A 23,960-nucleotide genomic window follows, 5' to 3' on the forward strand; every position below is an offset into this window, starting at 1 on the left:
GGACCGTCCACAATTCATTCGCGGTTCATCGGCGGGTCGTCGCCGATGAACCGCTCGGCGGACCGGCGCTCTCCGGAGAGAGAAGGACTGTCGCCGGCCTCCCGGCGACGGCCTTTCTCCGCCCGGCCTGCCGCCGACCAACGTAGGAGAGAACGGGCGACCTTCCGCCGCGACGCGGCGAGCAGGCCGATTCCGACGGACAATGCCGTCGATACTCTCTGGCGGACGCGCCCTCTAACCGCGCGGGCCGCGGCGGTGCCGAGCCGGATTGCGAATTACCCCGCATTGACCAGGCCGCAGCCGTACGTGCACGCCCATGTACTCGCAGCCACGACTGCACAATGGCCGATTCAGGACGACTGCCAACTATTTCGCCAATTGCGCAACTATCAGAATGTTTCAGTGGCTAGGCAGCCGGTTCTCACCCCCGCCTCCGGCGGCCGCCACCGTGCAGGCTGCGGGCGCGACCCCGCGGATCGTCACGGGCAGCGGAGCGCAACTGCGGCAGGCCAAAAGGGAACGCCAGGAGACGTATGAGGCTCCTCATGACCTCAGGCCGTCCTGGTGTTGGCGATTCTGTCCAGGAGGCGCCGCCAGACGCCGAACGCGATCTCCTCCTTGTCGCGGGGCAGGCCCATGCGGTTGCAGTGCATGTGCAGGAGGCTTACGGCGAGGTCCATGCGGTGGGCGAGCGGCTGTGCCGCGGGGCGCCAGATCTCCTCGGCTTGGGCGTGGACGCCGGGGTTGGTCAGGTCTGTCCAGAGGGTGCGTCCTGTCTCGCGGTATTCGGGGCCGCCGATGTGGTTGGGGGCGGCCGCCCGGGCCAGGCGGCGGCGGTCTTGGAGGGACGGGAGAAGCAGGCGGCCGATGTGCTCCAGGCTGAGGGCGGTTGTCGCGATTCGGTCTCCCGGGTGCCTGAGGAGAAGCGTTACCGCGGTGCTGTCGCGCTGGAACCAGCGTTCGGCGTGCTCGATCAGCTCCGGGCCGCCGTAGCGCTCGATCTCGCGGTGGTAGGTGGCGAACGTGAAGTCGATGATCCGGCCGTTCGCGAGAAGCGCGCGTGCCCATTGCGCTGTCGTGGCGAGGATCGTCTCGTCTGAGGCAGGGAAACGGACGCGGAGGTGGGGTGCGGGGTCGCTGTAGCGGACGAAGAACGGCTCACCGCATTGTTGGGCGAACGCGGCGAGCTCGTTGGTCACGAGGGCGTCGTGTGCGTCCGGCTCGGCGTAGAGCTTGACGTACAGCCAGTCGCTGCCGACCGGCTTCACGCGTTCGGTGACCGGTGCTCGGCGGACGGTGGGCTTGTGGGGAGCGGATGGTGCGGGGGCGGCGCGCAGGAGCGGGACGACGACCTCCGAGACGTAGCGTTCTCCGGCGGCGTCGGTGAGGAAGCCCTCGTCGGGGTCGGGAAGTGCCTCCTCCAGTAGGACGTCGCCGGCTGGTGCTCGGGCGATCGCGGTGCGCAGCTCGGCCAGGGAGGGGGCGCTCGTGAGATCGAGCAGGATGGAGTTGTCGGCCTGGATCAGGTGGACGCGGCGGGGAACCATCCACGTCTCCCTCCAGGCTTGCATGGCATCGGCGTCCGCGGCGACGGCCTCGTCCCTCAGTCTCCAGCGTGCTCGGCGCAGTACGAGGCCTGCGTGTTCGAGGCGCGGCAGGAACGGGGTGGCTTCGGCGAGGCGTTCCCACTCGAACGGCGAGACCCGGCGTGCCTGGGCGGTCGAGCTCTCGATGAGGAAGCGGCAGACGTTCGGCGCCTTGCCCAGGTTGAGCATCGAGCGTTGGGTCACGTGCAGGTGGCGGTCCAAGCGGGGACTGCGGAGGTAGAGGCGCCCGCCGTCCACGCCTACGACGACGTCCGCCAGCTCGATCAGCCGGTCGGCGGGGCGGTCGGTCGCGACGTTGATCGGCAGTTCCCACTCGTGCAGCAGCGGGCGTATCGACACGTTCGCGGCGCGGGCGTCCGAGGATAGGTAAGTGAGCTCGACGGTCAGCGCGTCCCCGATGAGCTCCTCTTCGGCGGCGGCGAGGTCCCGCAGAGCGGACTGGACCTCGGGGGCGAGCAGGTCGTGGAACCGTCCGAAGGTGCGGCCGCCGAGGGTGACGCCGACTCCGGAAACCATGCCGCGCCAGCCTTCGGCGCCATGCGTCAGCTGCAGGTGGACGTCGATCGAGGGCCATCTGGGGCGATCGTCGGGGTCTGAGGCGTCGGCGAACTCGGCGAGGATGCGGTCATCGAGCGACACCTTGATGCTGCGCTGGGCGAGCGCGGTGGACGCCAGCCGTACGAGCAGCGCCTCGCGGTCGGTCCATGCCGGGGAATCGGCGTCCTCGTAGGCGAGCGGATACGACCGCTCCGGGCACAGGTAGCCCGCTGGAGGCCCGAGACCGTTCTCCTCGGAGAGGAGCTCCAGCACGGGGACCTCGGCACGAAGGCCATAACGTTCGACGAAGGCGTCCGCGTACTGCCGCAGGTGCGGTGGGTACTGATCGGATCCGACGATGGCCAGTACCTCGGCTGCGTGCTCTGCCAGGCGGGCCACCTCTTGGGGAAGAACGGGAGGCGACGTGAAGCCCAGCGCGGAGTCGATCTGCAGGACCTCGCCTTCGTAGTCGGCGGCGACGGCCTTGGCCTTCGACTCGATCCGCGCGCGCAGGTCGCCGTGCACGTCGCGGGTCTGGTTGAACGCCTGGATCGCGGTCTCGACGTCGTCAAGGGCCTGGGCCAGTGCGGGGTCGGCCGGCAGGAGAGAACGGAGTGGGATGTTCTGGCTGCCTGCGAGCATTCCGGGACGTTCGGCGGTGACGAGGATGTCGAGTTCGAGAAGCTCCCGGAGCAGGCCGTCGATCTTCTCCGCCGCGCCCTTGGGATAGCGGGCCACCAGATGGGTTCGCAGGTCGCCGAGGGTCCTCGGCGTCGTGGTGTGGTCGAGGACGGCGACGACGGGCCCGTTCAGGCGGACACTGATCGCGCGATTCTCCTTCGTCCCGTAACCGTCGGCCGACTGCAGCCACACCCTGCCGCGGTCCGCGTAGAGGAGATCGTTCTGGCGTACGAGAAGGTCAGGAGAGAGACCCGCGTCCTTGGCGATGCTCTTTGCCAGGTGCATCACCCATCCCATGTCGGCCCTGGCCCGTGCCCTGCCGATGGCGGTGTCGCCGAGCCGCGCGTGCGCTTCGTCGCCGGCGTCGCCGGGGTCGCTGAAGAAGCCGCCGGCGACCCCGGCGACGAGGCCGAACGGGGTCGCGCGGAGGCTCATCCTGTTGAGGTAGCGGCCGAGGCTCAGCATCGCCCGGCGCCGGTCCTTGGGGGACAGGTCGTCGAAGCGGTCAACGGCATCGGCGAGGTCGGACGTCGCGGAACGGATCGCGGCCGAGACTCCGGGCATGGCCCAGAGCTTCAGCAGGGCGTCGGCATAGCCGTCCTGCCAAGCATCATCCGCTGTCGCGGGGAACGACTCCAGGATGTCCAACATCGGGCGGACCGGTAGCGCCGGTGCTCTGAGGAGGAAGAACCCACTCGCCTTGTAGGGGCTGGTCCGCTTCATGCGGCGCTCATGTCCATTGGTGTCAAGAGCAGCACTTCGTCCCATCGGGAGGCCTTGGGGGAAATAGTGCCGAGCAGGGCGAGCAGCACTCCGGCCGCGCCTTCGAGCAGGCCTGTGTTGTGCGAGGGCCTGTCCGGCTCGGGCAGATCGGCGAACACAAAGGGATGCTCGTCCACTGCCATGGCGCAGAGCTGGGCAATGGTGTCGTTCCGCGTTCGTTCCAGGGCCGGATCGCCTGTCTGCGCGTAGGCCCTGGTGTAGACGGTGAGCAGGCCGGCCGACCCCATGGCAGAGGGTGGGGGCGAACGTCCGGCGCTCGGCTTGCGGGGTGTCTCGTACGCGGGTGAGCGCCGCGACCGCGAGTTCGGTGTCTCCGGTGATCGCGGAGGCCGACAGCAGCGCGGCTGCGATGCCGGGTGCGCCGTAGCACCATGCCGTACGGGCCGGGGCGTCGTTATCGGTATGAATGGGGAGCCGGGATTCGGGGTCGGCCTGCAGGGCGCCGGGCCAGCTCGGGCCGCCGCCGTTCTTGTCGTCGTCGTTCAGCTGCCATTCGTCCAGCCGGTGCGCGAGTTCGGCGACGCGTTCCTCCGCCTGCGTCCGCCTGATCCCCGCGGAGGCCGCCAACGTCAGCGCGGCGAGCATGCCCGGCAGTCCGTGGGAGAAGCCCAGGTTGTACATCCCGCTCGGGAACTGGTCGTGGAACCAGGGCGCGGCCTTGGGATAGAGGCGGGGCGGGCAGAACCAGTTCGGTGCACCGTCCGCGTCGATGGCCGTGACTTCCAGGAGGTAGGCGACGAGCCGGTCGGCCGCGTCCCGCAGCTTGTCGTCCGACGCCGCGCTCATGGTCCCGATGGTCTCCGCGGCCTTCAGCACGGCGGCCAGCTGCCCTGCCGCCCCATTGATCACGTCGAACTCGCCCAGGGCGACGCCGCCGCGTTCCGGCGGGCTCGGCGTCTGCTCGGCCAGCCTGGCCACCGAGCGAAGCGACCTCACATAGCGCGCATCACGGCGTGCGAACTCGGCTAGGACCCATACGAAGCCGGCCGTGCCGGTGAACAGGCCCGCCGCCATCAGAGGGTCCCGCGCCGTGGCCTCGACCGCACGGCGAAGAACGTCGCGTCCGGCTTTGAGATAACGCTCGTCATCGAATACTTCGCTCGCGTAGTGAAGGGCAAGCGCAATTCCGAGGTCTCCGCTACCCAGATTTTCCCAACCCTCGTTCGGCGGGGCGCCGGCAAGCCGATCGGCCATGCGTCGAGCGAGCTCTGCGATCTCAGTATCGGTCAATTGTCTGCCCTATGCGCCTGAGGTCGTCCAGCCATTCATCAGCGACCGTCCGGCGGAGCCCCGGATCACCATTTTCGCCATGGCACCCACATGAGGATGCTCGGATGAAAACGGCCCGGCGCTCCGCCCGGACGGTCATCCTCCGGGGCACGCGGAGGCCGGGAACGTCAAGCGAGGCATCCGGGACGGTTGCTCCGGATCATCCTTGACGGCCGCCGCGCGTCGGACCGGTCAGATGCCTTCCAGACAGGTAGGCGTGGACTGGCAGGGGGCTGTGAAGCATGGGCAGGAGTCGGTGCAGCCGAGGATCTCGGCGGACGTCGACAGCTCCGAAACTCGGACGTCGAGGTCGAACTCGTCCTGAGCCTCGGCGTTGGCCTGGTCGGTGAGCGAGATCGTCATCGGTTCTCCGATCACTGTGGGAGCGATATCGGCACCGGATATCCGGATGCCTCCCTGATAGGCCGCAGGCGACCGCGTCAATTGCACGGGATACCTCGGGAGTTTCTCCGAAGGGAGGCGATGGAATGAGCTCCTTTCAGGTCGGAGTGGTCCGGTCGCGAACCCTTATCGCCCTACCGCCTTGCGCACCATTGCGGGGAATCTATCTAAGATCATCTAGGGGAGTCAACGGCGCCAGGGGGCCCAATGACCTGCGCTCCCAGGCCATACGGCGACGACCTTGTGGAACGCGCCAAAATCTCTTTCGCTCGGCCGTTGGTTTCTTCGACGAAGTGTTCGGCCGCTCAGCGGGCGTCGCGCCGGCGAAGCGGCTCGGTGGCGCGGTGGACCAGATCCCGTACGTACGTGTGCTCCGGGTCGTCGTCGTAGATCGGATGCCACCACATCGCCTCGACCAGCGGCGTCAACTGCACCGGGAACCGCGCGATCCGGACGCTGGCGTCGGTGGACAGGCGCTCGGGGAGCCGGCCTTGCAGAACGGCGATGCGATCGGTCCCCGCGACGAGATCGGGGATGGTGAGAAAGCTTTCGGTGATCACTTGCGCGGTCGGTTCGATGCCGAGCAGCTGCAGTTGCCGCGAGGCGGGGGTGGCAGCCGTTGGGCCGGCGTAGGTGAGCACCCAGGGCAGGGTGCGTAGGTCATCGACGGTGAGCGCTTTATCGGCGGCGGGGTTGTCGACCGAGGTGACGCAGACCCAGTCGTCGTGGTCGCCGCCCTCAACAGCGGCGGGCTGATCGACGAGGTCGACCGCGCCTGTCGGCCGATCAAGGAACTCGCCGCCCGGGGCGAGGACGCCGGCACCCCGGGTTTCCTGCGGGCCTGGACGGCGCTGACCGACCAGTTGGTCGCGCAGGCCGAACAGGCCGAGCAGGCCGGGCGCGCCCGCGCCGCCGGCCTGTACGCCCGCGCCACGAATTACCTGTGCCAGGCCGAGCGGATGCAGAGCGCGTCCGCGCCGGGACGGTTGGACACCTACCGGCGGGTCCTGGAGCTGCAGCAGAAGGCGTTCGACCTCGCCGATCCCGCCACCACGCGGGTGGCCGTGCCGTACGAGGGGACCACGCTGCCGGCGTACTTCACTCGCGCCCCCGGCGACGCCGCCAGTCCAGTGATCATCATGTGGAACGGGCTGGACTCCACCAAGGAGCACATGTACGCCTCCGGGTTCGGCCAGGAGCTGGCGGCCCGCGGGATCAGCACACTGATGGTGGACTGCCCCGGCAGCGGTGAGGCCCTGCGCCTGCAAGGGCTGCACGCCCGCATCGACACCGAGGTCTGGGCGAGCGCCTGCGTCGACTACCTGCTCACTCGGACCGACGTCGAACCGGCGCGGATCGGCCTGGCCGGCTGGTCGCTCGGCGGCTACTTCGCACCGCGCGCACTCGCCTTCGAAAAACGTCTTGCCCTTGGTGTGGCGTGGGGTGCCAACCACAATTGGGGCGCGGTGCAGCGCCGCCGACTGGAACGCGAAGGGGAACGGCCGGTACCCCACTACTGGGAACACGTCCTGTGGGTGTGGGGCTTCGACGATCTGAACGCATTCATCGAATTCGCCGACAGCATCCACTTGGACGGTGTGGTCGAGCAGATCACCGTCCCGTTCCTGATCTGCCACGGCGAGAACGACCGGCAGATTCCCCTGGAGTACGCGCATCGCTCCTACGACAAGGCGGTGAACAGCCCGAAGTGCGAGCTTCGCGTTTTGACCCGAGAGGAAGGCGGCGCCGAACACATCGGCCTGGACCATCTCTCCCACGTCAGCACCTACATCGCCGACTGGGTCACCGACACCTTCGCCCGGCGTCCTTCGCCGTCGCTCGGCGGCTGATCAGGCAGCCGACCGGACGCGCACGGGCAGGGACTGCCACGAGCGCGTGAGAGACGAACTTCCGGCGCGCTTCACACCGCCTGCGCGCCGCCGTCACCTGAGCCACGACGTCGCCCGCCGGCGGCAGGGGCCCCGATCGCCCGCGAGACACCACGTGCCGCGGTCCGCACCACCGGCACGACAGACGCGGCGGCGGCCTCGTTCGGCACGATCACCGCCAGCGCGGCCACCACCTCGCCCCCGCTTCCGCGCACCGGGGCCGCGACGCCCAGCGCGTCCGGATGCACATACCCCGGACAGTACGCGTACCCCTGACGACGCACCTCGGCCAGCGCGGCCCGCAGCCGCGCGGCGGTCGCGGGAGTCTCCGGGGTGTAGCGGTGCAGCGGCCCGGCGAGCACCCGCCGGCGCAGGTCGGCCGGGCCATGCGCCAGGAGCACCAGGCCGCTGGAGGAGACATGAAGCGGCAGACGACCGGCGATACGCGTGTAGTTGATCACCGCCCCCGGCGCCGACAGCCGCTCCAGGAACAGCACCTCATCACCGTCCAGCACCCCGAGCTGCACATGGTGACCGACGACATCGTGGACGCCCTCCATGAACGGCATCGCCGCGTCCCGCAACGAAAGAGCGGGCGACGCCCGCGTCACCAGCTCCCACATGCGCATGCCGATACGCACCCGCCGGTCCGCGTCTCGAGTGAGGAACTCATGCGAGACCAACTCCGCCACCAGCCGCGACGCGGTCGCCACATGCAACCCCGTACGCCGGGAGATCTCCGAGACGGTCAGGGCCGGCTCCTCCGGCGTGAACGCCTCGAAGATCCGCACGACCCTGCTCAGAACCGACTCACCGTTCTGCGTCCTCACCTCACCATCATCGAATCCCCTCCCGGAGCGTCAAGCCCAGGTCGGCGTCTTCGACCGCAGCGGCATCCGGCTCCTCCCAGGCCAGGTCCGGGCAGGCGCACCCGCGACCGGTGCCGGACCGGCCGCAGCGCATCGTGCGGAGTGGGACGGCGATCACCGTTCCGGATCCGCCGGGGAACCGGGACGGTGATCGCGGGCCGTGAACGTCACCGGGTCGGCAGTGCCCCGAACGGGATCACGGCGGTCTGGTAACCGGCCATCATCGCCGTCACCGGCTCCTCGTACCGCTTCAGCCACTCGTCGGTGGCGTACATCGACTGGGACAGCCTCACGCGTTCGTCCTCGTCGCGGAAAAGACGGAGCAGGTAGTAGCCGTTCTCGTCGTTCAGCGACGGGCCGTAGGCGAGGACGTTGATGCCGCAGTCGCGCATCAACGGGATCGTGCCCTCGTGGCTGATCTGGTGCCACTCGTCGCGGGTGCCGGGCTGGACGGTGAAGAGGCGGATCTCCAGCAGACCCTCAGCCATTGTCGCTCTCCTTGACTCGGCGGCCGGCCTTCCAGACGCCGGTGATGTGCTTGGGTTCGGCCAGTGCGGAGATGTCCGCCAGGGGGTCGGTGTCGAGGGTGATGACGTCGGCGTCGTAGCCCTCGCGTAGCAGGCCGGACTTGGGGGCCTGGGGACCGAGCGTGAGGGGGCCGGTGGCGGTGGCGGCCTCGACGGCCTCGAGCGGGGTGAGGCCGAGCTGCACCAGGAGAGGCAGTTCACGGCCGTTGCGCCCCCAGGAGTCGGGCATGTCCGAACCCGACATCGCCACATCGGTGCCGGCGGCGATGGTGACGCCCGCCTCGCGGGCGATCATGATGGCCTCGCCGTGGCGGTCAGTGGTGTCGCGCAGCTTCTGCAGGGCGTACGGCGGGAGCATGTGCCCGTTGTCGAGCAGCTCCTGGAAGATCGTTCGGGTGGTGACCAGGATCGCACCGGCCTCGCGCATGGCCACGGCGGCCTCCTCGTCGAGGAACGTGCCGTGCTCGATCGTCGTCACGCCCGCCTCGAGGGCGGCCATGATGCCCGGCTTGCCGTGGCAGTGGGCGGCGACGATCCGGTCCGCCATCCCGGCGACCTCGACGATCGCACGCAGCTCGGCGTTCGTGAACTGCTGGTGGACAGGGTGGTCGACCTCCGACAGCACGCCGCCGGAGGCGCATACCTTGATCAGCTTGGCGTTTCGGCGCAGCTGTTCGCGGGCGGCCCGGGCGCACTCGTCGGGACCGTCGCACAGGCGCAGCTCACCCCCCATGTGCCCGAAGTCCGCGACCCAGGAGGCCGGGTAGCTGTGCAGGTCGCCGTGGCCGCCGGTGGTCGAAAGCGTGGTGCCGGCGGCGTAGATGGCCGGGCCCTCGATGGTGCCCTCGGCGACCGCCCGCGCGATGTGGATGCCGAGCCCGCCGACCTCGCGGACCGTGGTGATCCCGGCGTCCAGGGCGGCGCGCAGGTCGGCGGTGATACGGGCGGCGCGGACGGCGATGGGCTCCTGCGGCAGGAGGTGCAGGTCCGCCGAGCGCAGGCCCATGAAGTGGCCGTGGGCGTCCCACAGGCCGGGCATCACGGTCTGCGCGCGCACGGTACGGACGCCGGGCGTCTGCGGCGCGCCTTCCGCCGCGCCCGCGTAACTGATCTTGTCATCGTCGAGGACGACGACACCGTTCGCGATGGGATCCCCAGATCCAGGGATCAGCTGTTCGGCGTCGATTCGCTGCAACATGGTCAAGCCCCAATCCAAGTTTCTCGTGCGGGATGCGGCGGTTCCGTGGGACGTAGGGTCGGCACGCTCTGTCCGGACACCGGTCAGGACCCGGCCGCGTCGCGGGCGTAGTTCCGGAGGAAGACGGCCTCGGCCAGGGCCATGTGCTCGATCTCGGTGGGGTCGACGCTCTCGTTCGGCGCGTGGATGAGGGACTGCGGGTCCTCCACGCCCAGCAGCATGATCTCGGCGTCCGGATACGTGTCGGCGATGACGTTGCACAGAGGGATGGAGCCGCCGTTGCCCTGGGCGGTGGGTTCCCGGCCGTAGGCCTCCCGGAGCGCCGCGCTCATCGCCGTGCGCGCGTCCCCGTTACCGGAGGCGCGGAACGGCGAGCCGATCGCCTCCACCTCGACCTCCACGCGGGCCTTCCACGGCACCGCCGCCCGCAGGTGCTCGGTGATGGCGTCCCGCGCGGTCTCCGGCGCGATTCCCGGCGGGATGCGCAGGTTGAGGCGGGCGCGGGCCGTGGGCTGGATGGCGGCGGACGAGCCGACGACCGGAGGGGCGTCGATTCCGATGACGTTGAGGACGGGACGTGCCCACACCATGTCGGCGACCGAGCCGTCCCCGAGGAGTTCGACGCCGTCGAGCACGCCGGCGTCCCGGCGGAATCGTTCGGCGGGGTAGTCGACGCCGGTCCAGGCCTGGTCGGACGGCAGGCCGCGTACGGTGGTGTTGCCGTCCTCGTCGCGCAGACTGGCGAGCGCGTGAATGAGGGCGGCGAGGGCGTCCGGGGCGGCGCCGCCGTACGCGCCGGAGTGCACGGGGCCGCTCAGCGTGGAGACGGTGACGACGAGGTTGACGCCGCCGCGCAGCGTCTCGGTGAAGGTGGGCAGGCCCGCGGCGGAGTTGCCTGTGTCGGCGACGACGATCGCGTCGGCGCGGAGCAGGTCGGCGTTCGCGGGCATGAACTCCTGGAGGCCGCCGGTCCCCTGTTCCTCGGAGCCCTCGGAGACCAGCGTGACGCCGAGCGGAAGGTCCGGCCCGAGAGCGCGCAGGGCGGTCAAGTGCATGACGATGTTGCCCTTGCAGTCGGCGGCCCCTCGTCCGTACCACCGGCCGTCCTTTTCGGTCAGCTCCCATACGGGGGTGCGCCAGGCGTCCTGCTCGACCGGCGGCTGCACGTCGTAGTGGCAGTACAGGAGTACGGTCGGTGCTCCGGGCGGGGCAGGACGGCGGGCGATGACGGCCTTGGACCCGTCCGGGGTGTCATGCAACCCGGCGTCGGTCAGGCCGGCCTCCCGGAACGCCTCCGCCACCCATTCGGCGGCCCGGTCGCATTCCCGCTGCGGGTACTGCCGGGCGTCGAAGACCGAACGGTACGACACCAGTTCCGCGAGGTCGGATCTGGCCTGGGGCATCAGCCGCTTGACCGCGGCGCGTAGGTCTTCGTTCATCGGATGCTCTCCTTGTCGGCGGCGCCGACGGCCACGGTGGCCGGTACGGCGGGGGTGGACTGGGTGCTGTGAACGGGGGTGATACGCAAAGCGGCGCCGGCCGCGTCCAGGACCGCCGCACAGCGCTCGATGCCGTCGGCGGCCGCGATCGCGAAGGCGACCCGGCCCCAGACGGTGCCCTTGGGCGGGGGCGAGACCACGTCCCCCGGTGCGGCGGCGACCGCCAACTGCTCGATCTCATCCGGCAGCCGGGCCTCGTCGAAGTTGACCGAGCCGATCGTGGTGTCGTCCTCGTCGACGTAGAAGAAGCGGATGCCGACGACCTGGCGACGGAACGGGGCGATGTCCGCCGGCAGGCCACAGGCCGCGGCCGCTGCGGCGGTGCCCGGATCGATGCCGGTGGCCAGCAGCCCGAGGTAGGGGATCATGTCCCCGCCGAGCCGGCCGTTCACCTCGATCACGCGGGGCCCGTCGCCGGTCAGCATGAACTCGCTGTGCGTCCACCCGTCCCGGAAGCCCAGCGCGTCGTGGGTGTCCTGCAGGATCCGCAGCAGCCCCGGGTCGGTGAGCAGGGGGTCGGCCGCGTCGACGTAGTGCCCGATCTCCTCGGCGTACGGCGGGTAGCCGACGACCTTGCGGGCGATGAACAGCGGGATCACCCTGCCGCCCTGGATCACCGCGTCGACGCTGATCTCGTCGCCGACGACGCGCTCCTCGACAAGGACCGGCTCCTCGCCGGCGTACACGACCGGGTCGGGGGCCTTGGTGTCACGGGTGAAGGCGAACTTCTCGCGGAGCCCGGCGGGGTCGTTCACGATGACGACGCCGAGGCTGGCACCCAGGCCACGCGGCTTGAGCACGGCGGGGTAGCCGACGTGGTCGGCGGCCGCGAGCGCCTGGTCGAGGGTGCTCACCGGGATCGAGCGGGGCTGCGGGACGCCCGCCGCGTCCAGCGCCGTACGGGTCTGGGCCTTGTCGCGCAGCCGCCAGATCACCGCCGGGTCGCCGTTGCGGACCCCGAGCGTCTCGGCGACGTACGACGCGGCGTGGATGCGGCCCTCGTCCCAGCAGAGCACGCCGCTGACCCCGGTGAGGGTGCTGCGGGCCGTCTCCGCCATCGCCGGGCCGTCGAGGGTGCTGGGCACCACGGTCCAGCCCGACAGGTACTCCCGTTCCCACGTCGGCTCGGCGACGTGGAACAGGTGGATGCGGAACCTCGTGCTGATCGAGCGGAACAGGTACTCGCGGTAGAGCCGCATACCCGTCGCGACGACCAGCAGCAGTGGACGATCTGCGTCAGCGGTCATGATTTCCTCTCTTTCGGCGTTTCGAGCAGAGCGGGGAGCGCCGCCGTGGTCCGGGGCGCGGAATAGGAGGTCATGGGGTCATCGGCCGAACAGCACCTGCTCGCGGCGTCCCTCCTCCTCGGTGACGTCGATCCGCCGAGCGGCGTACCGGAGCATCGGCGGGGCCATCAGGGAGGTCACGATCGCCAGGAGGACGACGACCGTGTACATCGCGACCGACAGCACGTGAAGCCGAAGGCCGACCATGGCGATGACCACCTCGATCACCCCTCTGGCGTTGAGCCCGGCCCCCAGTGCCAGCGCCTCCCAGCGGCCGACCCGGCTGGCGCACGCTCCGGCGTACACGCCGACGAACTTGCCGACCACCGCGACCGCCGGCACGCCCATCGCCGTCAGCGCGACGACCGGCCGGCCGAGCGCGGTCAGGTCCACCCGCAGGCCGGCGGTCACGAAGAACAGCGGGGCGAGCACGGCCATCACGAACGTCCGCAGGGACGCGAGCCGCTGCGGGGCCGCGCTCCAGCCCGCCATGTTGATGAGGAGGCCGCCGATGAACGCGCCCAGGACCGGCTCCATGCCGAGCGCCTCGGTGCCCGCGCCGAACAGGATCATCACCGCCACGGCCGCCGCGACGCTGACCCCGGTCTCGGAAGAGCGGGCGGCGAGCCACATGGTGTAGCGCACGAGCGGACGGCCGAGGACGGCGCTGACGGCCACGACCCCGGCCAGGCTTCCGACCCAGATCACGATCGACCCGGCCCGTACCCCGGTGGTGGCCATCGCCGAGACCACCGACAGCAGCATCCAGCCCACCGCGTCGTCCACGACCGCCGTGCTGACGATCTGCTGGCCGAAGTCGCGGTGGAGAAGCCCCATCTCCAGCAGCGTCTTGGCGATGACGGGGATCGCGCTGACGCACATCGTGACCCCGATGAAGCAGGCGAAGGTCACACGGTCGCCACCGGGGACGAGCAGCCTCGCGGGCAGGATCAGGCCGATGCCCACCCCGGCGGCCAGCGGCACGAGGAGGCCGCCGGCGTTGACCCGAATCGACGTGACGCTCTGCCGCTTGATCAGGTCCAGGTCGACGTTCAGGCCGGTGACGCCGACGAGGAGCAGGACCCCGAGCTGTCCGGCGGCGTCCAGCAGGTGCTGCTGGTCGGGCCGGTGGGGCAGCAGCCAGCCCGCCAGACCGGACGCCACGTGGGTGAACAGCGACGGTCCGAGCAGCACGCCCGCGCACAGTTCGCCGACCACCGCGGGCATCCCCAGCCACCGTGCCAGCCGGCCTAACGCCAGCGCGAGGCTCAGGAGCACCCCGGCTTGGAGAAGGAAGACGAGGAGTTGGTGAGTACTGAGGGGAGCCACGAGCGTCATGAACGGGTCCTCACGAGGTCATGGGAAGGCCGACGGGCCGAAGGCGACGCGGAGCCGGGTGGGCGGCTCGAAGGAGGCGGACCGGACGCCCGCCCGGGGTACGGACGTCCGGGTCAGGTGTCCGGTCCCCTCCTCCGGGCCCGTACGTCAGTCCTCGAAGTAGTGCCAGTTCTCCGGGTTGATCATTCCGAACGGATTGACCGGCTCGAACCCGCCGAGTTCGCGCGAGACCTCGAAGAGCCGGATGGGAAAGTTGGGAGTGAAGATCACTGGGACCTGCTCGGCGATGAAGTCCTGGTACTCGTACAGGACCTCGAGATCGTCGCTGGTGACGGTCTTCTCGATGAGCGCGTCGGTCCGCGGGTCGGTGTAGAAGCCGAAGTTGCCGCCCGCCTTGGTCCTGAAGAGGATCTCGCCGGTCGGGTAGTGGTACGCCCAGCCGCCGTTCCAGCAGGTCATCTCCCATAGGCAGGGCTGGTCCGGCCCGGGCTCGCACGGACCGTCCTCGGCGACCAGGATCGACCCGTACACCTCTTCCATCCGCAGCTCGATGCCCGCCTTGGCGGCGTCCTCGCGGTAGCGCCGCATCAGTTCGGTCAGCGCCGGGCGGCCCTCCACGTAGCGGAACGAGAAGCTGAGCGGGGTGCCCGCCGGGATGCCCTCCCCTGCCTTCTCCGGGTCGACGCAGACCGCGGGCGTCCGGCTGGTGTCCCAGCCGTTCTCCTCCAGCAGCCGGCGGGCCCGATCCACGTCGAACGGCAACGGCCACGCGCCCTCGCGCTGCCGGGGCGACACCAGGTCGGTCACCGGGACCATCGGCACGGGACCGTTCTGCCGGTAGGCGTAGCCCTGGTAGATGTCGGCGACGGCCCGGTCCTGGTCGAGCGTGCTCTGCAGGGCCTGCCGGAAGTAGGTCTGTTTGAAGATCTTCCCGGCCACCGTGGGGTTGTTGTAGTTCAGACAGAAGTAGCGGATGCAGAACGCCACCTGCGGCACCAGGTCGTACCGGTCGCCGAGCGGGTTGGCCCCGCCCTTGGTGGGGTCGGTGGTCGGCTCGGTGGCGAAGCTCAGGGGCAGGTAGCCGACCTGGATGGCGTCCCCCGACTTGAGCATGTCGTACTGCTGCTCGTCCGACGTGGTCGGCACCTGGCGGAACTCGTCGAGGTACGGCCTGTTCGGGCCGGAGTAGTGCTCGTTCGGCACGAACGTCACGACCCCGTCGACGGTGTAGCTCTTGAGCCGCCACGGCCCGCTGACCACGCTCCAGATGGGGCTGTCGGCCCAGCGGGTGCGGTGCAGGTTGCCCTCCTCCAGGATGTCGCCCTGCGCGGCCATCAGGAACTCATAGACGGCCTCGACGTCCTTCAGGTCCCCGGAGGCGTTGGCGGGCCCCTCGGCCGTACGGTCCCAGGCCTTCGGCAGCGGGGTGATGGTGCTGAGCTGGTTCATCAGCACCCACCTCTGGGAGTACGGCTTGTCGAAGGTGAAGTAGACGGTGTCCTCGGCGGTCTTGCCGTACGAGGTCAGGTTGTCGGGGAAGTAGCCCGGGACGTACTCCCCGTACCGCGCGCCCTTCACCTTCATCAGGTTGACCCAGAGCAGCACGTTGTCGGCACACAGGGTCTCGCCGTTGGACCACTTCCACGGCTTGACGCGGATGGTGACCGTCCGGCCGTCCTCGCTCCATACCGGCGGCTCGCCGATGCTCTCCTCGTAGTCCACCTCGGGGGTGCCCCGGCTGCCGAAGTAGTACAGCGTCCGGTACATCAGCATCTGGAACTCGTAGATGTTACGGGTGCCCATCCGCTCGGCCGGGGTGAACGGGAAGATCACCGCCGGCGGGAACCCGGGGGCGCATGCCCACGTGACCACGCCGCCCTTCTTGGGACGACGTGTCCCGGACCGCCCGGCCTGGGCGGTCCGGCCCGAGGGCTCGGACCGGAGAACGGGCTGTGCCGTCATCGCTGCTCCCTGGTTTCCTTGAGGATCTCGGTGATGACAGAGCGGCCGCTGGCCGCGTGCCGGCCGAAGCGCTCCCACTCTTCGTGGAGGTCGATGCCGCCGTCCGCCCGTACCTTCGGGGTACTGCGGCAGAACCCGGAGACCACGTCGCCGTCGTCCAGGACCATGGAGTAGGCGAACTCGATCGTGTCGTCGGGCGCGCAGGCACCGGTGAGCGAGCCGCGGCGCACCCGGCCGCCGGTGAACTCGCCCCAGAGCAGGTCGCCTTCCTGGTGGTAGACCGCGATCCGGCCCTTCGCCTCGGCCTCGGCGGGCTCGAAGCGGCGTCCGTCATAGTTGATCATTTGGCCGCTACCGGATCTCGAGGGTGCAGCACTTGGCGCTGCCACCGGACTTCATCAGCTCGGACAGGTCCGTGCCGATCGGCACGAAGCCTCGCTCCCAGAGGGCCTCGATGAGGTGGACGGCCTGCTCGGGCAGGATCACGTGCCGGCCGTCGGAGACGGCGTTGAGGCCGAAGACCTCGGCGTCGGCGGCGGTCGCCAGGAGCGCGTCCGGGTACAGCTCGCGCAGCGTCGCCTGGCTCTCCGGGCTGAACGCCTCGGGGTAGTACATGATCTCTTCGTGGTCGAGCACGGCCAGGGCCGTGTCCAGGTGGTAGAGGCGCGGGTCCACCAGGGTCAGACCCACCACGGGAAGGCCGAGGAACCGTTCGGCCTCGGCGTGCGCGTGCGGGTCGGTCCGGAAGCCGCAGCCGGCCAGGATCCGGTCGCCGGTGACCAGAAAGTCGCCTTCTCCCTCGTTGACGTGCTCGCCGACGTGGACCGGGTAGCCGCGCCGCCGGAACCACTCGGCGTACGCCGGGCCCTCGGCTTCCCGTTCGGCGTGGCGGAAGCGTGCGGCGAGCACCTGTCCGCCGACGACGGTCGCGCCGTTGGCGGCGAACACCATGTCGGGCAGCCCGGGGATCGGGTCGATGAGCTCGACCCGGTGCCCGAGCCCCCGGTACAGGCTGCGCAGCCGTTCCCACTGCGCGACGGCCAGGTCGGCGTCGGCCGGCTTGCCGAGCTCCATCCACGGGTTGATGGAGTAGGCGATCTCGAAGTGAACGGGTCTGCACATCAGATAGCGCCGTGGGGTGGCGATACGCGACGGGCGCATTGGGTTCTCCTTTGAACGCATGGCGAGAGACGTTTCGCGGGTGTGCGGAGCCGCGCGGGGCGTCTTCGGGCACGAGGCCGTCCGCGCCGCTCACCGCGCGGGGCGTCTTCGGGCGCGCGCGGCCGTCCGACGCCGCTCACCGCGCGGCGCCGGGCGGGTCGCCGCGATCAGCTCTGAGGCCGGTCCCGGAAGGTGACCTTGATCTTGGAAGCGAAGTCGGTCATGGTCTGGAACGCCTCCTCCTGGGAGGAGCCGGTGGTGCCGAGGAAGCCCAGGATCGTGTTGCCGTTGGGCGGCCGCCGGATCAGGTCGCCAGGCCGCGCCGTGATCTTGAGCAGGAACACCCGGTCCGACTCGCTGACCTCCGGCGGCACCTCGACGTGGTCGACGACGCCCTCGTCGCAGATCAGGCACATCGCGGTGACGTGCGTGCCGGTCGGCCGGAAGTGGCGCACGTCGGGGCGGCGCCCCTGGGCGATATCGGCCACCGCCTTGATCGGGTCGTGCTCGGCGGTGATACGGGCGATCATGTCCAGGCCGCCGCCGCCGACCCGCGAGGCGATCTCCAGCAGGTGCGGCTCGCCCTCGTGGAACCGGACCTCGGCGTGCATCACGCTGCGGCGCAGGCCCATCGCGTGCGCCCCGGCCTTGACGGCGGCGTGCACCTTGGCGACGTCGGCCTCGCCGAGCGAGGTCGGGGCGTGGTGGACGTCATCGTCGAACGTGGCGCCCTCCTCGGTGATCCGGTCCACGATCGAGCCGAGGTACACCTCGTCGTCCCAGGCCACCGCCTCCATGAGGTACTCCTGGCCGTCCAGGAACGACTCGACGAGGAGCCCGTTCGGCCCCAGGTCGACGCCGTCGGCCTCGGAGTTCACCCAGAAGAGGTTCCGCAGGCCGGCCGCCGCCTGGGAGTGGCGCTCGGCCATCTGTTCCGGGGAGTCGACCCGGAACACCAGGTGGCTTCCGGCCCCCAGCGTGGGCTTGAGGATCACCGGGTAACCGAAGTCGTCGGCGGCCCGCAGCGCCGCCTCCAGGTCCTCGACCAGGCGGTACCGGGGAATGGGCGCGCCCGCCCGCTCGTAGGCCTGGCGCATGAGGTACTTGTTCCGGCTGGTCACGGCGGCCTGGACGCCGATTCCAGGCAGGCCGAGCGCCTCGGCGACGGCCGCGACCGTGATCACCGAGGATTCGGAGAAGGTCATCACCCCGTCGAACCTCTGCTCGGCGTGCCAGTACTTGGCCTGGGCGACGATGTCGTCGATGTTCTTCGAGCCGACCAGCCGGTAGTGGTCGGCGGGCCAGAAGTCCTCGGTGCCCTCGCCGTTCAGGACGTAGAGGTCCACGCCGAGGTCCTGCACCTGGTTGTACCGCGAGTGGTAGTAGGTGAGGTACTGGCACGTCTCGATGGTCAGCAGCTTCATGGCGTTCTCCCTGGAGGCCCCGGTCAGGCCCCGGCGACGGGGCTGCCGGCGGCCAGGCGGTCGGCGGTGGCGCGGTCGTCGCCGTGGGCGCTCGGCAACGGTGTGAGTGCGAAGGCGCGGATCCGGGCGGGCTGCTCACCGCCGATCGACAGGTCCGCCCCGGCGGCGGCCGCCCGCGCCGCCGCGTCGATGAGGATGGGCGCGGCGTAGGCCAGCAGCACCCGGAGCTCGGCGAACAGGTCCCCCGGCGGGACGGCGCCGGCCTCGGCGGCCGCGGCGAGCCGGTCGAGGCGCGTCGCGAGCGTGTCGGCGGCCCGGGCCGGGCTGAAGGCGTCCAGCTCGTAGCAGAGCCGGAGCCGCTCGGCCGTCGCGCCCGCCCGGGCCCGCCCGGCCTCCGACACCGGCAGCGGGTCGAGGCCGGGCGAAGGGAGGGCGGCGGCGAGCCGGTTCCACGGCTCCACGAGCCGCCTGGTGGTCACGGCCCGCATCTCGTCGAGCTCGAAGTTGGTCCGCTGGAACTCCGGCGCGGTGAGCGACAGGTAGAAGCGGACCAGGTCGCGGGGCACCTCGGCCAGCAGGTCCGCCGACCAGATCAGGTGTCCCTTGCTGGTGGAGAACTTCGAGCCCGCCAGGTCGTAGAACTCGTTGACGACGTTGCCCGCCGGGGTGATGTAGCGATCGCCGTGGGCCATCAGCATCACGAGGTCCAGGAAGCCCCAGTGATAGACGTTGTCGAAGCCGTGGAAGTAGACGAGCTCGGCGTCGCCTCCGGCGCGCCAGTGCTCGTCCACGGCCTCGGTGGCGTCGCCGCGCCGGGCCGCCGACCACCACGTGGCGTAGATGACGGCCGGCATGGCCTCGACCCACGGGTACAGGATCTGGCCCGGCGTCTCCGGGAACGGCGCCTCGATGCCCCAGGTGCCGGGGACGGTGATGGGGATCTCGGGCAGCCGCCGGTCGAGCAGTTCCCTGATGAGCTGCATGGCGTGCGGACGCCAGCGGCCCTCCCGCTCCTTGTAGTAGGCCGTCAGGCGCTCGCGATACTCCTCGGCCGGCAGGACCAGGATGGTGGCCTCGCGGTACGTGACGGGCTCGGTGGGGTCGAGCGCGTGGCGCGGCTCCAGGAGCTCGTCGTAGTTGTTCGGGTGCCCGCAGGCCTCGCACACGCCGCCGCTGCTGGCCTCCAGGCACTCCGGGCAGGTGCCGGCCATCAGGCCGTCGTAGAGGTAGACGCCGGACCGCTCGGCGTACGGCAGGCGCACGGTGCGCTCCTGGAAGCGGCCCGCGGCGTGCAGGGCGGTGAAGAACTCCAGCACGGCCGCCCGGTACCGGTCGTCGATCGGCGGCAGGCCCTCCATCGACAGGCCCATCGCGGTCAGCGTGCGCTCGATCTGCTCGGTGGACGCGGTGACCAGGTCCTCCGGGGTCGTCCCCCGGCGGTGCGCGGTGAGCGGCACGTACGTCTGGCTGTCGTCGGTGACGGTCGTGTAGGTCACCGGCCGCCCGGTGGCGGCGACGTAGCGGCTGTAGACGTCGCCGGCGAGGTACGGCCCGGCCATGTGGCCGACGTGCAGGTCGCCGTTGGAGGTGGGGGTCGCCGCGATCACGATCGCGGGACGGGGGCTCATGCCGCTCCCTCGTGCCGGGCGGCGAAGCGCTCGGTCATCTCGGCGTCCCACCAGACGGCGTACATCTGGAACTCGCCGCCGCCCTCGTTGACGACCTGGTGCCGCGTCCCGGGGCGGAAGTGGACGATGTCGCCGGCGACGAACGGCACCCGCCGCCCTTCGCTGATGATCTCGGCCTCGCCGGTCATGGCGACCCAGATCTCGTACTCGTGGTGGCTGTGCGGGCCGGAGGCCGCACCCGGGGGGACGACGCACCACGAGCCTTCGAAGGGGGCGTTGAGGTCGGGCCAGGGCACGAGGCGCTGGGCGTTCAGTCCGTTGTCGGGTTTGAGGTTGTCGCGGTCGAGTTTGCGGATCTCCACCATTCCTCCAAGTGGGTCTTTCGTGGCGTCCAGGCGCTCACGCCGACGGGGCGTTCAGCAGTAGCTCCGGCCGCCGCGCGGTCTCCCGGCGGCTCAGCAGGTCCGACAGGACGTCCTGGGCGCGGATGGCCAGCACGCTCAGCAGCGAGTCGGCGATGCCGTGCGTGGCCTCGTTCACGCCCTGCAGGTAGCAGTCGGCCGTGTACGACGGCGGCAGGTTCATCCGGTAGTTGCGGTCGACCGTGGCGCCGCCGACCCCCGCGGCGGCGGCCAGGTCCTGCACCAGCCGCGGCATCCCGCGGACGAAGCCGGTGCCGAGCAGCACCGCGTCGCAGCGCAGCTCGTCGGTACGCCGGGTCTTGCGGTCGGTGATGGACAGCACGACGTCGTCGCCCTCGAGCCGGGCGCCGGCGATCTCGGTCATCGTGATCATCCGGAGCCGCTCGGTCCCCATCAGCCGCTCCTGGTACATCTCCCGGTAGAGGGTGTCGAGCATCCCGGGAGCCAGGCCGGCGTAGTTGCTGCGGTGCATCTCGCGGAGCAGTTGCTCGCGGGCCTCCGGCAGCGCGGAGTGGAACTCGTCGACGAACGAGGGATAGAACAGCTCGTTGGTGAACTTGCTGGACTCGTAGGTGTTCAGCCCGATGGACCGCATGATCATGGTGACCTGGGCCTTCGGGAAGCCCTGGTAGGTCGCCCACAACATCTCCGCCGCGCTCTGCGCGCCGCCGACCACCACCAGCCGGTGCTCGCCCTCGGGGTCGAGCGCCCGGCACCGCGAGGAGTACTCGGTGCTGTGGATGATCCGGTCGCGGGGCAGCCCGGCGATCTCGGCCGGGATGTGCGGGTCGCGGCCCGCGCCGATGACCAGGCTGCGGCAGAGGATCTCACCGCCGTCGGCGGTGCGCACCGACCACTGGCTCACCTCACCGTCGTCGGAGAGGACGGGCTGCACCGCGACGCACCGGCGGCCGTACTCGATGCGGACGTGCCGCAGCGAGTCGGCGACCCACCGCAGGTATCCGGAGATCTCGACCCGGTACGGCGTGAAGCTGCCCAGGTTGATGAACTCGTCGAGCCGCCCGATCGAGTACAGGTAGTTCACGAACGAGAACTCGCTGCGCGGGTTCCGCAGGGTGACCAGGTCCTTGAGGAAGGACACCTGGCTCTGGGTCCACGGCAGCAGCATCCCGCGCTGCCAGACGATGTCGTCGTACTGTTCGATGATCAGGGTGTCGCCGGCCAGCTCCGGGCCGGCCAGTTCCTCCACCGCGATGGCCAGCGCGAGGTTGGCCGGACCGGCGCCGATGGCCAGCAGTTCTACTTCCTGACGCTCCATTTGGGATCTCCCTGCTGCCGCGTCGCTCGGCGGACGCGGCATCGGTGAACGTGGACGGGACGCTTAGTCGGCATGGGCGTCGGCGGTCAGCCCGCTCGCCACAAGGTCGATCAGTCGCGTGACGGTGTGCGCGGCGTGGAAGGAACGCAGGTCGAGCGTGACCTCGAACTCGCTCTCCAACATCGCGAGCGCTTCCAGCGAGGCGATGCTGTCCCAGCCGTGTGCCGCGAGAACCTCCTCTCTTCCGAGTTCCTCGGGGGTCTGGCCGAGGACGTCGCAGACGATCTGGTGGATCGTGGTCCCGATCTGTGCCGTGTCGCTCATGTCAGCTGCCGCTCCGTTCGAGAAGAGTGATCCACGCCGGGGTGATGTCGGCCGCGGAGGCCACGTCGAGGGCGAAGGCCTCGCCGTCCGGGACGAAGCCGGCCCTGGTCCAGAAGTCGGCGGCGACGCCGTTCTTGGGCGACGGGGTGAAGCGGCCCTCGATGTGGGCGGCGCCGGCCCGCCTGGCCTGTTCGGTGAGCCACCCGACCACGGCCAGCTCCACTCCGCGTCCCAGGACCCGGCAGCTCAGCACCATGTTCAGCACCTGCCAGGTGTCCGTGCCGCGCTCCACCCAGAAGGCGCCGACGATGCCGTCGTCGCCGAACCGGTCCGACACGGCCACCGAGACGACCAGGTGGTCGGGGTCCTGGCTCATCCGGGTCGTCGCGGCCTCGTCGAACCGGATGCCCGTCAGGTTGAACTGGTTGGTGCGGGCCGCCAGCTGCGCGATCCGGGCGACGGTGAAGTCGGTGGCCGGGGCGATGTCCACCGCCAGGCCGAGCGCCTCGAGGAACTCCTGGGAGGAGCCGAACCCCTGGGAGAACTCGCTGCGCATCGCGCGCGTCCGGTACAGGTCGGGCCGCTTGCGGTCGGTGTCGGTCAGGTTCATGACGTCGAACCAGCCGTGCCGCAGCAGGGACTCCACCAGGTAGGCGGGGTCGCCCGCGGCGGACACCACGGCGACGTCCGGCAGTTCGGCGGTCACGTGCCCGCGCTCGAAGTCCGAGTCGTCCATGAAGACGAAGGACTCGACGGACAGCCCCAGCGACTCCGCCGCCCCGCGGAGGTTGCCGGCCTTGGGCGACCAGTTCACCGCCCGGACGGAGAACGCCTCGTCGCGCAGCACCATCTCCGGGTGGTCGCTCAGCGCCTTCTCCACCGGCTCGAGGTCGTTCTTGCTGGCCAGCACCAGGATCACGCCCTGGTCGCGGAGCCGCTGGGCGGTGCGCTGCAACTCCAGGTAGGCGTTGCCGGGGTAGAGACCACCCAGTTCCACGCCGTGCACGTCCACCTCGCCGAGGACCCCGCCCCACAGCGTGTTGTCCAGGTCGAGGGCGAGCACCTTGCGCGAGAGCCCCAGCTTGGCCTGCGCGACCCGGCGGACCAGCCCGGCCAGCAGGTGCAGGGCGTCGTCGGTGTAGGGCAGGTCGCCGTAGCGGTGCAGCCGGGCGTCGCGGGCGGCCACCGGCGCGTCGGCCAGGGCCCCGGCCAGGTCGACGGTCACGACCTGCGCGTGCTCGCCGGCCAGGTCGAGCAGCGCCGCGTTCAGCCGGTACCAGAGCCCGCTCAGCCTGGCCCGGTCGTCCAGACTCAGGAAGGTGTCGCGCACCTCGGCCGGCAGCGGGACGGTGTGCAGCACCAGCGTGGCGGTCGTCCGTTCCACGGCGGCCGTCACCAGCCCGGTGAGCTCCCCCAGGCGGGCCTCCACCTCGGCCTCGAACTGGTCGTACGCGGCCGGGCTCCAGTCGCGGGGCAGGAAACGGGCGGCGTCGAGCAGCAGGGCGACGACGTCCGGGTCGCCGTTCTCGGAGAAGGCGGCGCCGGCGAGCGTCATGTCGAACGTGCCGTAGTCGGTCTTCTCGATGGCGGGCCGGAACCCGGCGCCGACCAGCGCGGACCGCAGCAGCTGCTCGAACGGGCCGATGGTGCAGGTGGCGGTGATCGCGACCCTCAGGTCGCGCAGGTCGCGCAGGCTGTCGGGAGAGATCTGGCCGAGCAGCCGGCCCGTGGCGCGGGCGGCCGTCGCGTCTTCCTGTTCCAGGAGCACCCGGCGCGTGGGGGCGTCGGGGGCGCGGTCGGCCTGGGCGGCCTCGCGCAGGGTCTTCAACAGGAGGTTCATCGTTTCAGTACCTCTTCTTGTGCGGGTCGGCGACG

The 23,960-nt window shown here is 70.3% G+C and carries 19 protein-coding genes and 2 pseudogenes; 1 reads left to right on the forward strand and 20 read right to left on the reverse strand.

Going from position 1 to position 23,960, the window contains the following annotated elements; all coding sequences use genetic code 11:
- Positions 1–551 precede the first annotated feature (551 nt).
- The 5 genes and pseudogenes from ACYVF7_RS37965 to ACYVF7_RS37985 all read right to left on the reverse strand — a co-directional run.
- Positions 552–3,593 carry a lantibiotic dehydratase gene (locus ACYVF7_RS37965; protein ID WP_460358342.1) on the reverse strand — a complete coding sequence of 1,014 codons (3,042 nt, stop codon included), beginning with the start codon at positions 3,591–3,593 and terminating at the stop codon, positions 552–554.
- Positions 3,545–3,835 carry a lanthionine synthetase LanC family protein gene (locus ACYVF7_RS37970; RefSeq protein WP_460358345.1) on the reverse strand — a complete coding sequence of 97 codons (291 nt, stop codon included), beginning with the start codon at positions 3,833–3,835 and terminating at the stop codon, positions 3,545–3,547. Before ACYVF7_RS37970 ends, ACYVF7_RS37965 begins: the two co-directional genes overlap by 49 nt.
- Positions 3,836–3,839: 4 nt before the next feature.
- Positions 3,840–4,802, reverse strand: a pseudogene (locus ACYVF7_RS37975) (lanthionine synthetase LanC family protein); the annotation flags it as partial.
- Positions 4,803–5,069: 267 nt separating this feature from the next.
- Complete coding sequence (locus tag ACYVF7_RS37980; protein WP_460350238.1) at positions 5,070–5,240, reverse strand: hypothetical protein; 171 nt, start codon at positions 5,238–5,240, stop codon at positions 5,070–5,072.
- 344 nt (positions 5,241–5,584) lie between these two features.
- Positions 5,585–5,992 (reverse strand): annotated as a pseudogene (locus tag ACYVF7_RS37985) (LysR substrate-binding domain-containing protein); the annotation flags it as partial.
- Positions 5,993–6,004: 12 nt separating this feature from the next.
- Between ACYVF7_RS37985 and ACYVF7_RS37990 the strand changes: the two are divergent.
- Positions 6,005–7,129, forward strand: coding sequence for an alpha/beta hydrolase family protein (locus ACYVF7_RS37990; RefSeq protein ID WP_460350240.1), 1,125 nt, complete (start codon positions 6,005–6,007; stop codon positions 7,127–7,129).
- 71 nt (positions 7,130–7,200) lie between these two features.
- On the opposite strand, the gene ACYVF7_RS37995 is transcribed toward ACYVF7_RS37990, so the two are convergent.
- The 15 genes from ACYVF7_RS37995 to ACYVF7_RS38065 form a co-directional block, all read right to left on the reverse strand.
- Entirely contained in the window at positions 7,201–7,998 is a 798-nt protein-coding gene (locus ACYVF7_RS37995) for an IclR family transcriptional regulator (RefSeq protein ID WP_460350242.1), read from the reverse strand.
- Between the two features lie 206 nt (positions 7,999–8,204).
- Complete coding sequence (locus tag ACYVF7_RS38000) at positions 8,205–8,525, reverse strand: NIPSNAP family protein (RefSeq protein WP_460350244.1); 321 nt, start codon at positions 8,523–8,525, stop codon at positions 8,205–8,207.
- Complete coding sequence (locus tag ACYVF7_RS38005; RefSeq protein WP_460350246.1) at positions 8,518–9,762, reverse strand: metal-dependent hydrolase family protein; 1,245 nt, start codon at positions 9,760–9,762, stop codon at positions 8,518–8,520. The genes ACYVF7_RS38000 and ACYVF7_RS38005 overlap by 8 nt, the downstream gene beginning before the upstream one ends.
- An 83-nt stretch (positions 9,763–9,845) precedes the next feature.
- Complete coding sequence (locus ACYVF7_RS38010; protein WP_460350248.1) at positions 9,846–11,201, reverse strand: M20/M25/M40 family metallo-hydrolase; 1,356 nt, start codon at positions 11,199–11,201, stop codon at positions 9,846–9,848.
- On the reverse strand, positions 11,198–12,508 hold the full coding sequence (locus ACYVF7_RS38015; RefSeq protein ID WP_460350250.1) for an ATP-grasp domain-containing protein: 1,311 nt from the start codon (positions 12,506–12,508) through the stop codon (positions 11,198–11,200). Before ACYVF7_RS38015 ends, ACYVF7_RS38010 begins: the two co-directional genes overlap by 4 nt.
- A 78-nt stretch (positions 12,509–12,586) precedes the next feature.
- The gene (locus ACYVF7_RS38020) at positions 12,587–13,885 is read right to left on the reverse strand and encodes a cation:proton antiporter (protein ID WP_460350252.1); all 1,299 of its coding nucleotides are present in this window, start codon (positions 13,883–13,885) and stop codon (positions 12,587–12,589) included.
- A gap of 147 nt (positions 13,886–14,032) precedes the next feature.
- Positions 14,033–15,847 (reverse strand): ABC transporter substrate-binding protein, encoded by a 1,815-nt coding sequence (locus ACYVF7_RS38025; RefSeq protein ID WP_460350254.1) that lies wholly within the window; start codon positions 15,845–15,847, stop codon positions 14,033–14,035.
- Positions 15,844–16,191 carry a hypothetical protein gene (locus ACYVF7_RS38030; RefSeq protein ID WP_460350256.1) on the reverse strand — a complete coding sequence of 116 codons (348 nt, stop codon included), beginning with the start codon at positions 16,189–16,191 and terminating at the stop codon, positions 15,844–15,846. Before ACYVF7_RS38030 ends, ACYVF7_RS38025 begins: the two co-directional genes overlap by 4 nt.
- Before the next feature lie 7 nt (positions 16,192–16,198).
- A complete protein-coding gene (gene ddaH / locus ACYVF7_RS38035; protein WP_460350258.1) occupies positions 16,199–17,029 on the reverse strand; it encodes a dimethylargininase in 831 nt (276 codons plus the stop codon).
- A gap of 146 nt (positions 17,030–17,175) precedes the next feature.
- Positions 17,176–18,432 (reverse strand): ATP-grasp domain-containing protein, encoded by a 1,257-nt coding sequence (locus ACYVF7_RS38040; RefSeq protein WP_460350260.1) that lies wholly within the window; start codon positions 18,430–18,432, stop codon positions 17,176–17,178.
- 23 nt (positions 18,433–18,455) lie between these two features.
- Entirely contained in the window at positions 18,456–20,060 is a 1,605-nt protein-coding gene (locus ACYVF7_RS38045) for a class I tRNA ligase family protein (protein ID WP_460350262.1), read from the reverse strand.
- Positions 20,057–20,425, reverse strand: coding sequence for a cupin domain-containing protein (locus ACYVF7_RS38050; protein ID WP_460350264.1), 369 nt, complete (start codon positions 20,423–20,425; stop codon positions 20,057–20,059). The genes ACYVF7_RS38045 and ACYVF7_RS38050 overlap by 4 nt, the downstream gene beginning before the upstream one ends.
- Before the next feature lie 34 nt (positions 20,426–20,459).
- Positions 20,460–21,761, reverse strand: coding sequence for a lysine N(6)-hydroxylase/L-ornithine N(5)-oxygenase family protein (locus ACYVF7_RS38055; protein ID WP_460350266.1), 1,302 nt, complete (start codon positions 21,759–21,761; stop codon positions 20,460–20,462).
- A 63-nt stretch (positions 21,762–21,824) separates the two neighbouring features.
- Positions 21,825–22,085 carry an acyl carrier protein gene (locus ACYVF7_RS38060; protein ID WP_460350269.1) on the reverse strand — a complete coding sequence of 87 codons (261 nt, stop codon included), beginning with the start codon at positions 22,083–22,085 and terminating at the stop codon, positions 21,825–21,827.
- Position 22,086: 1 nt separating this feature from the next.
- On the reverse strand, positions 22,087–23,925 hold the full coding sequence (locus ACYVF7_RS38065; protein WP_460350271.1) for an HAD-IIIC family phosphatase: 1,839 nt from the start codon (positions 23,923–23,925) through the stop codon (positions 22,087–22,089).
- Positions 23,926–23,960 lie beyond the last annotated feature (35 nt).

Source organism: Actinoallomurus acanthiterrae (assembly GCF_054775715.1).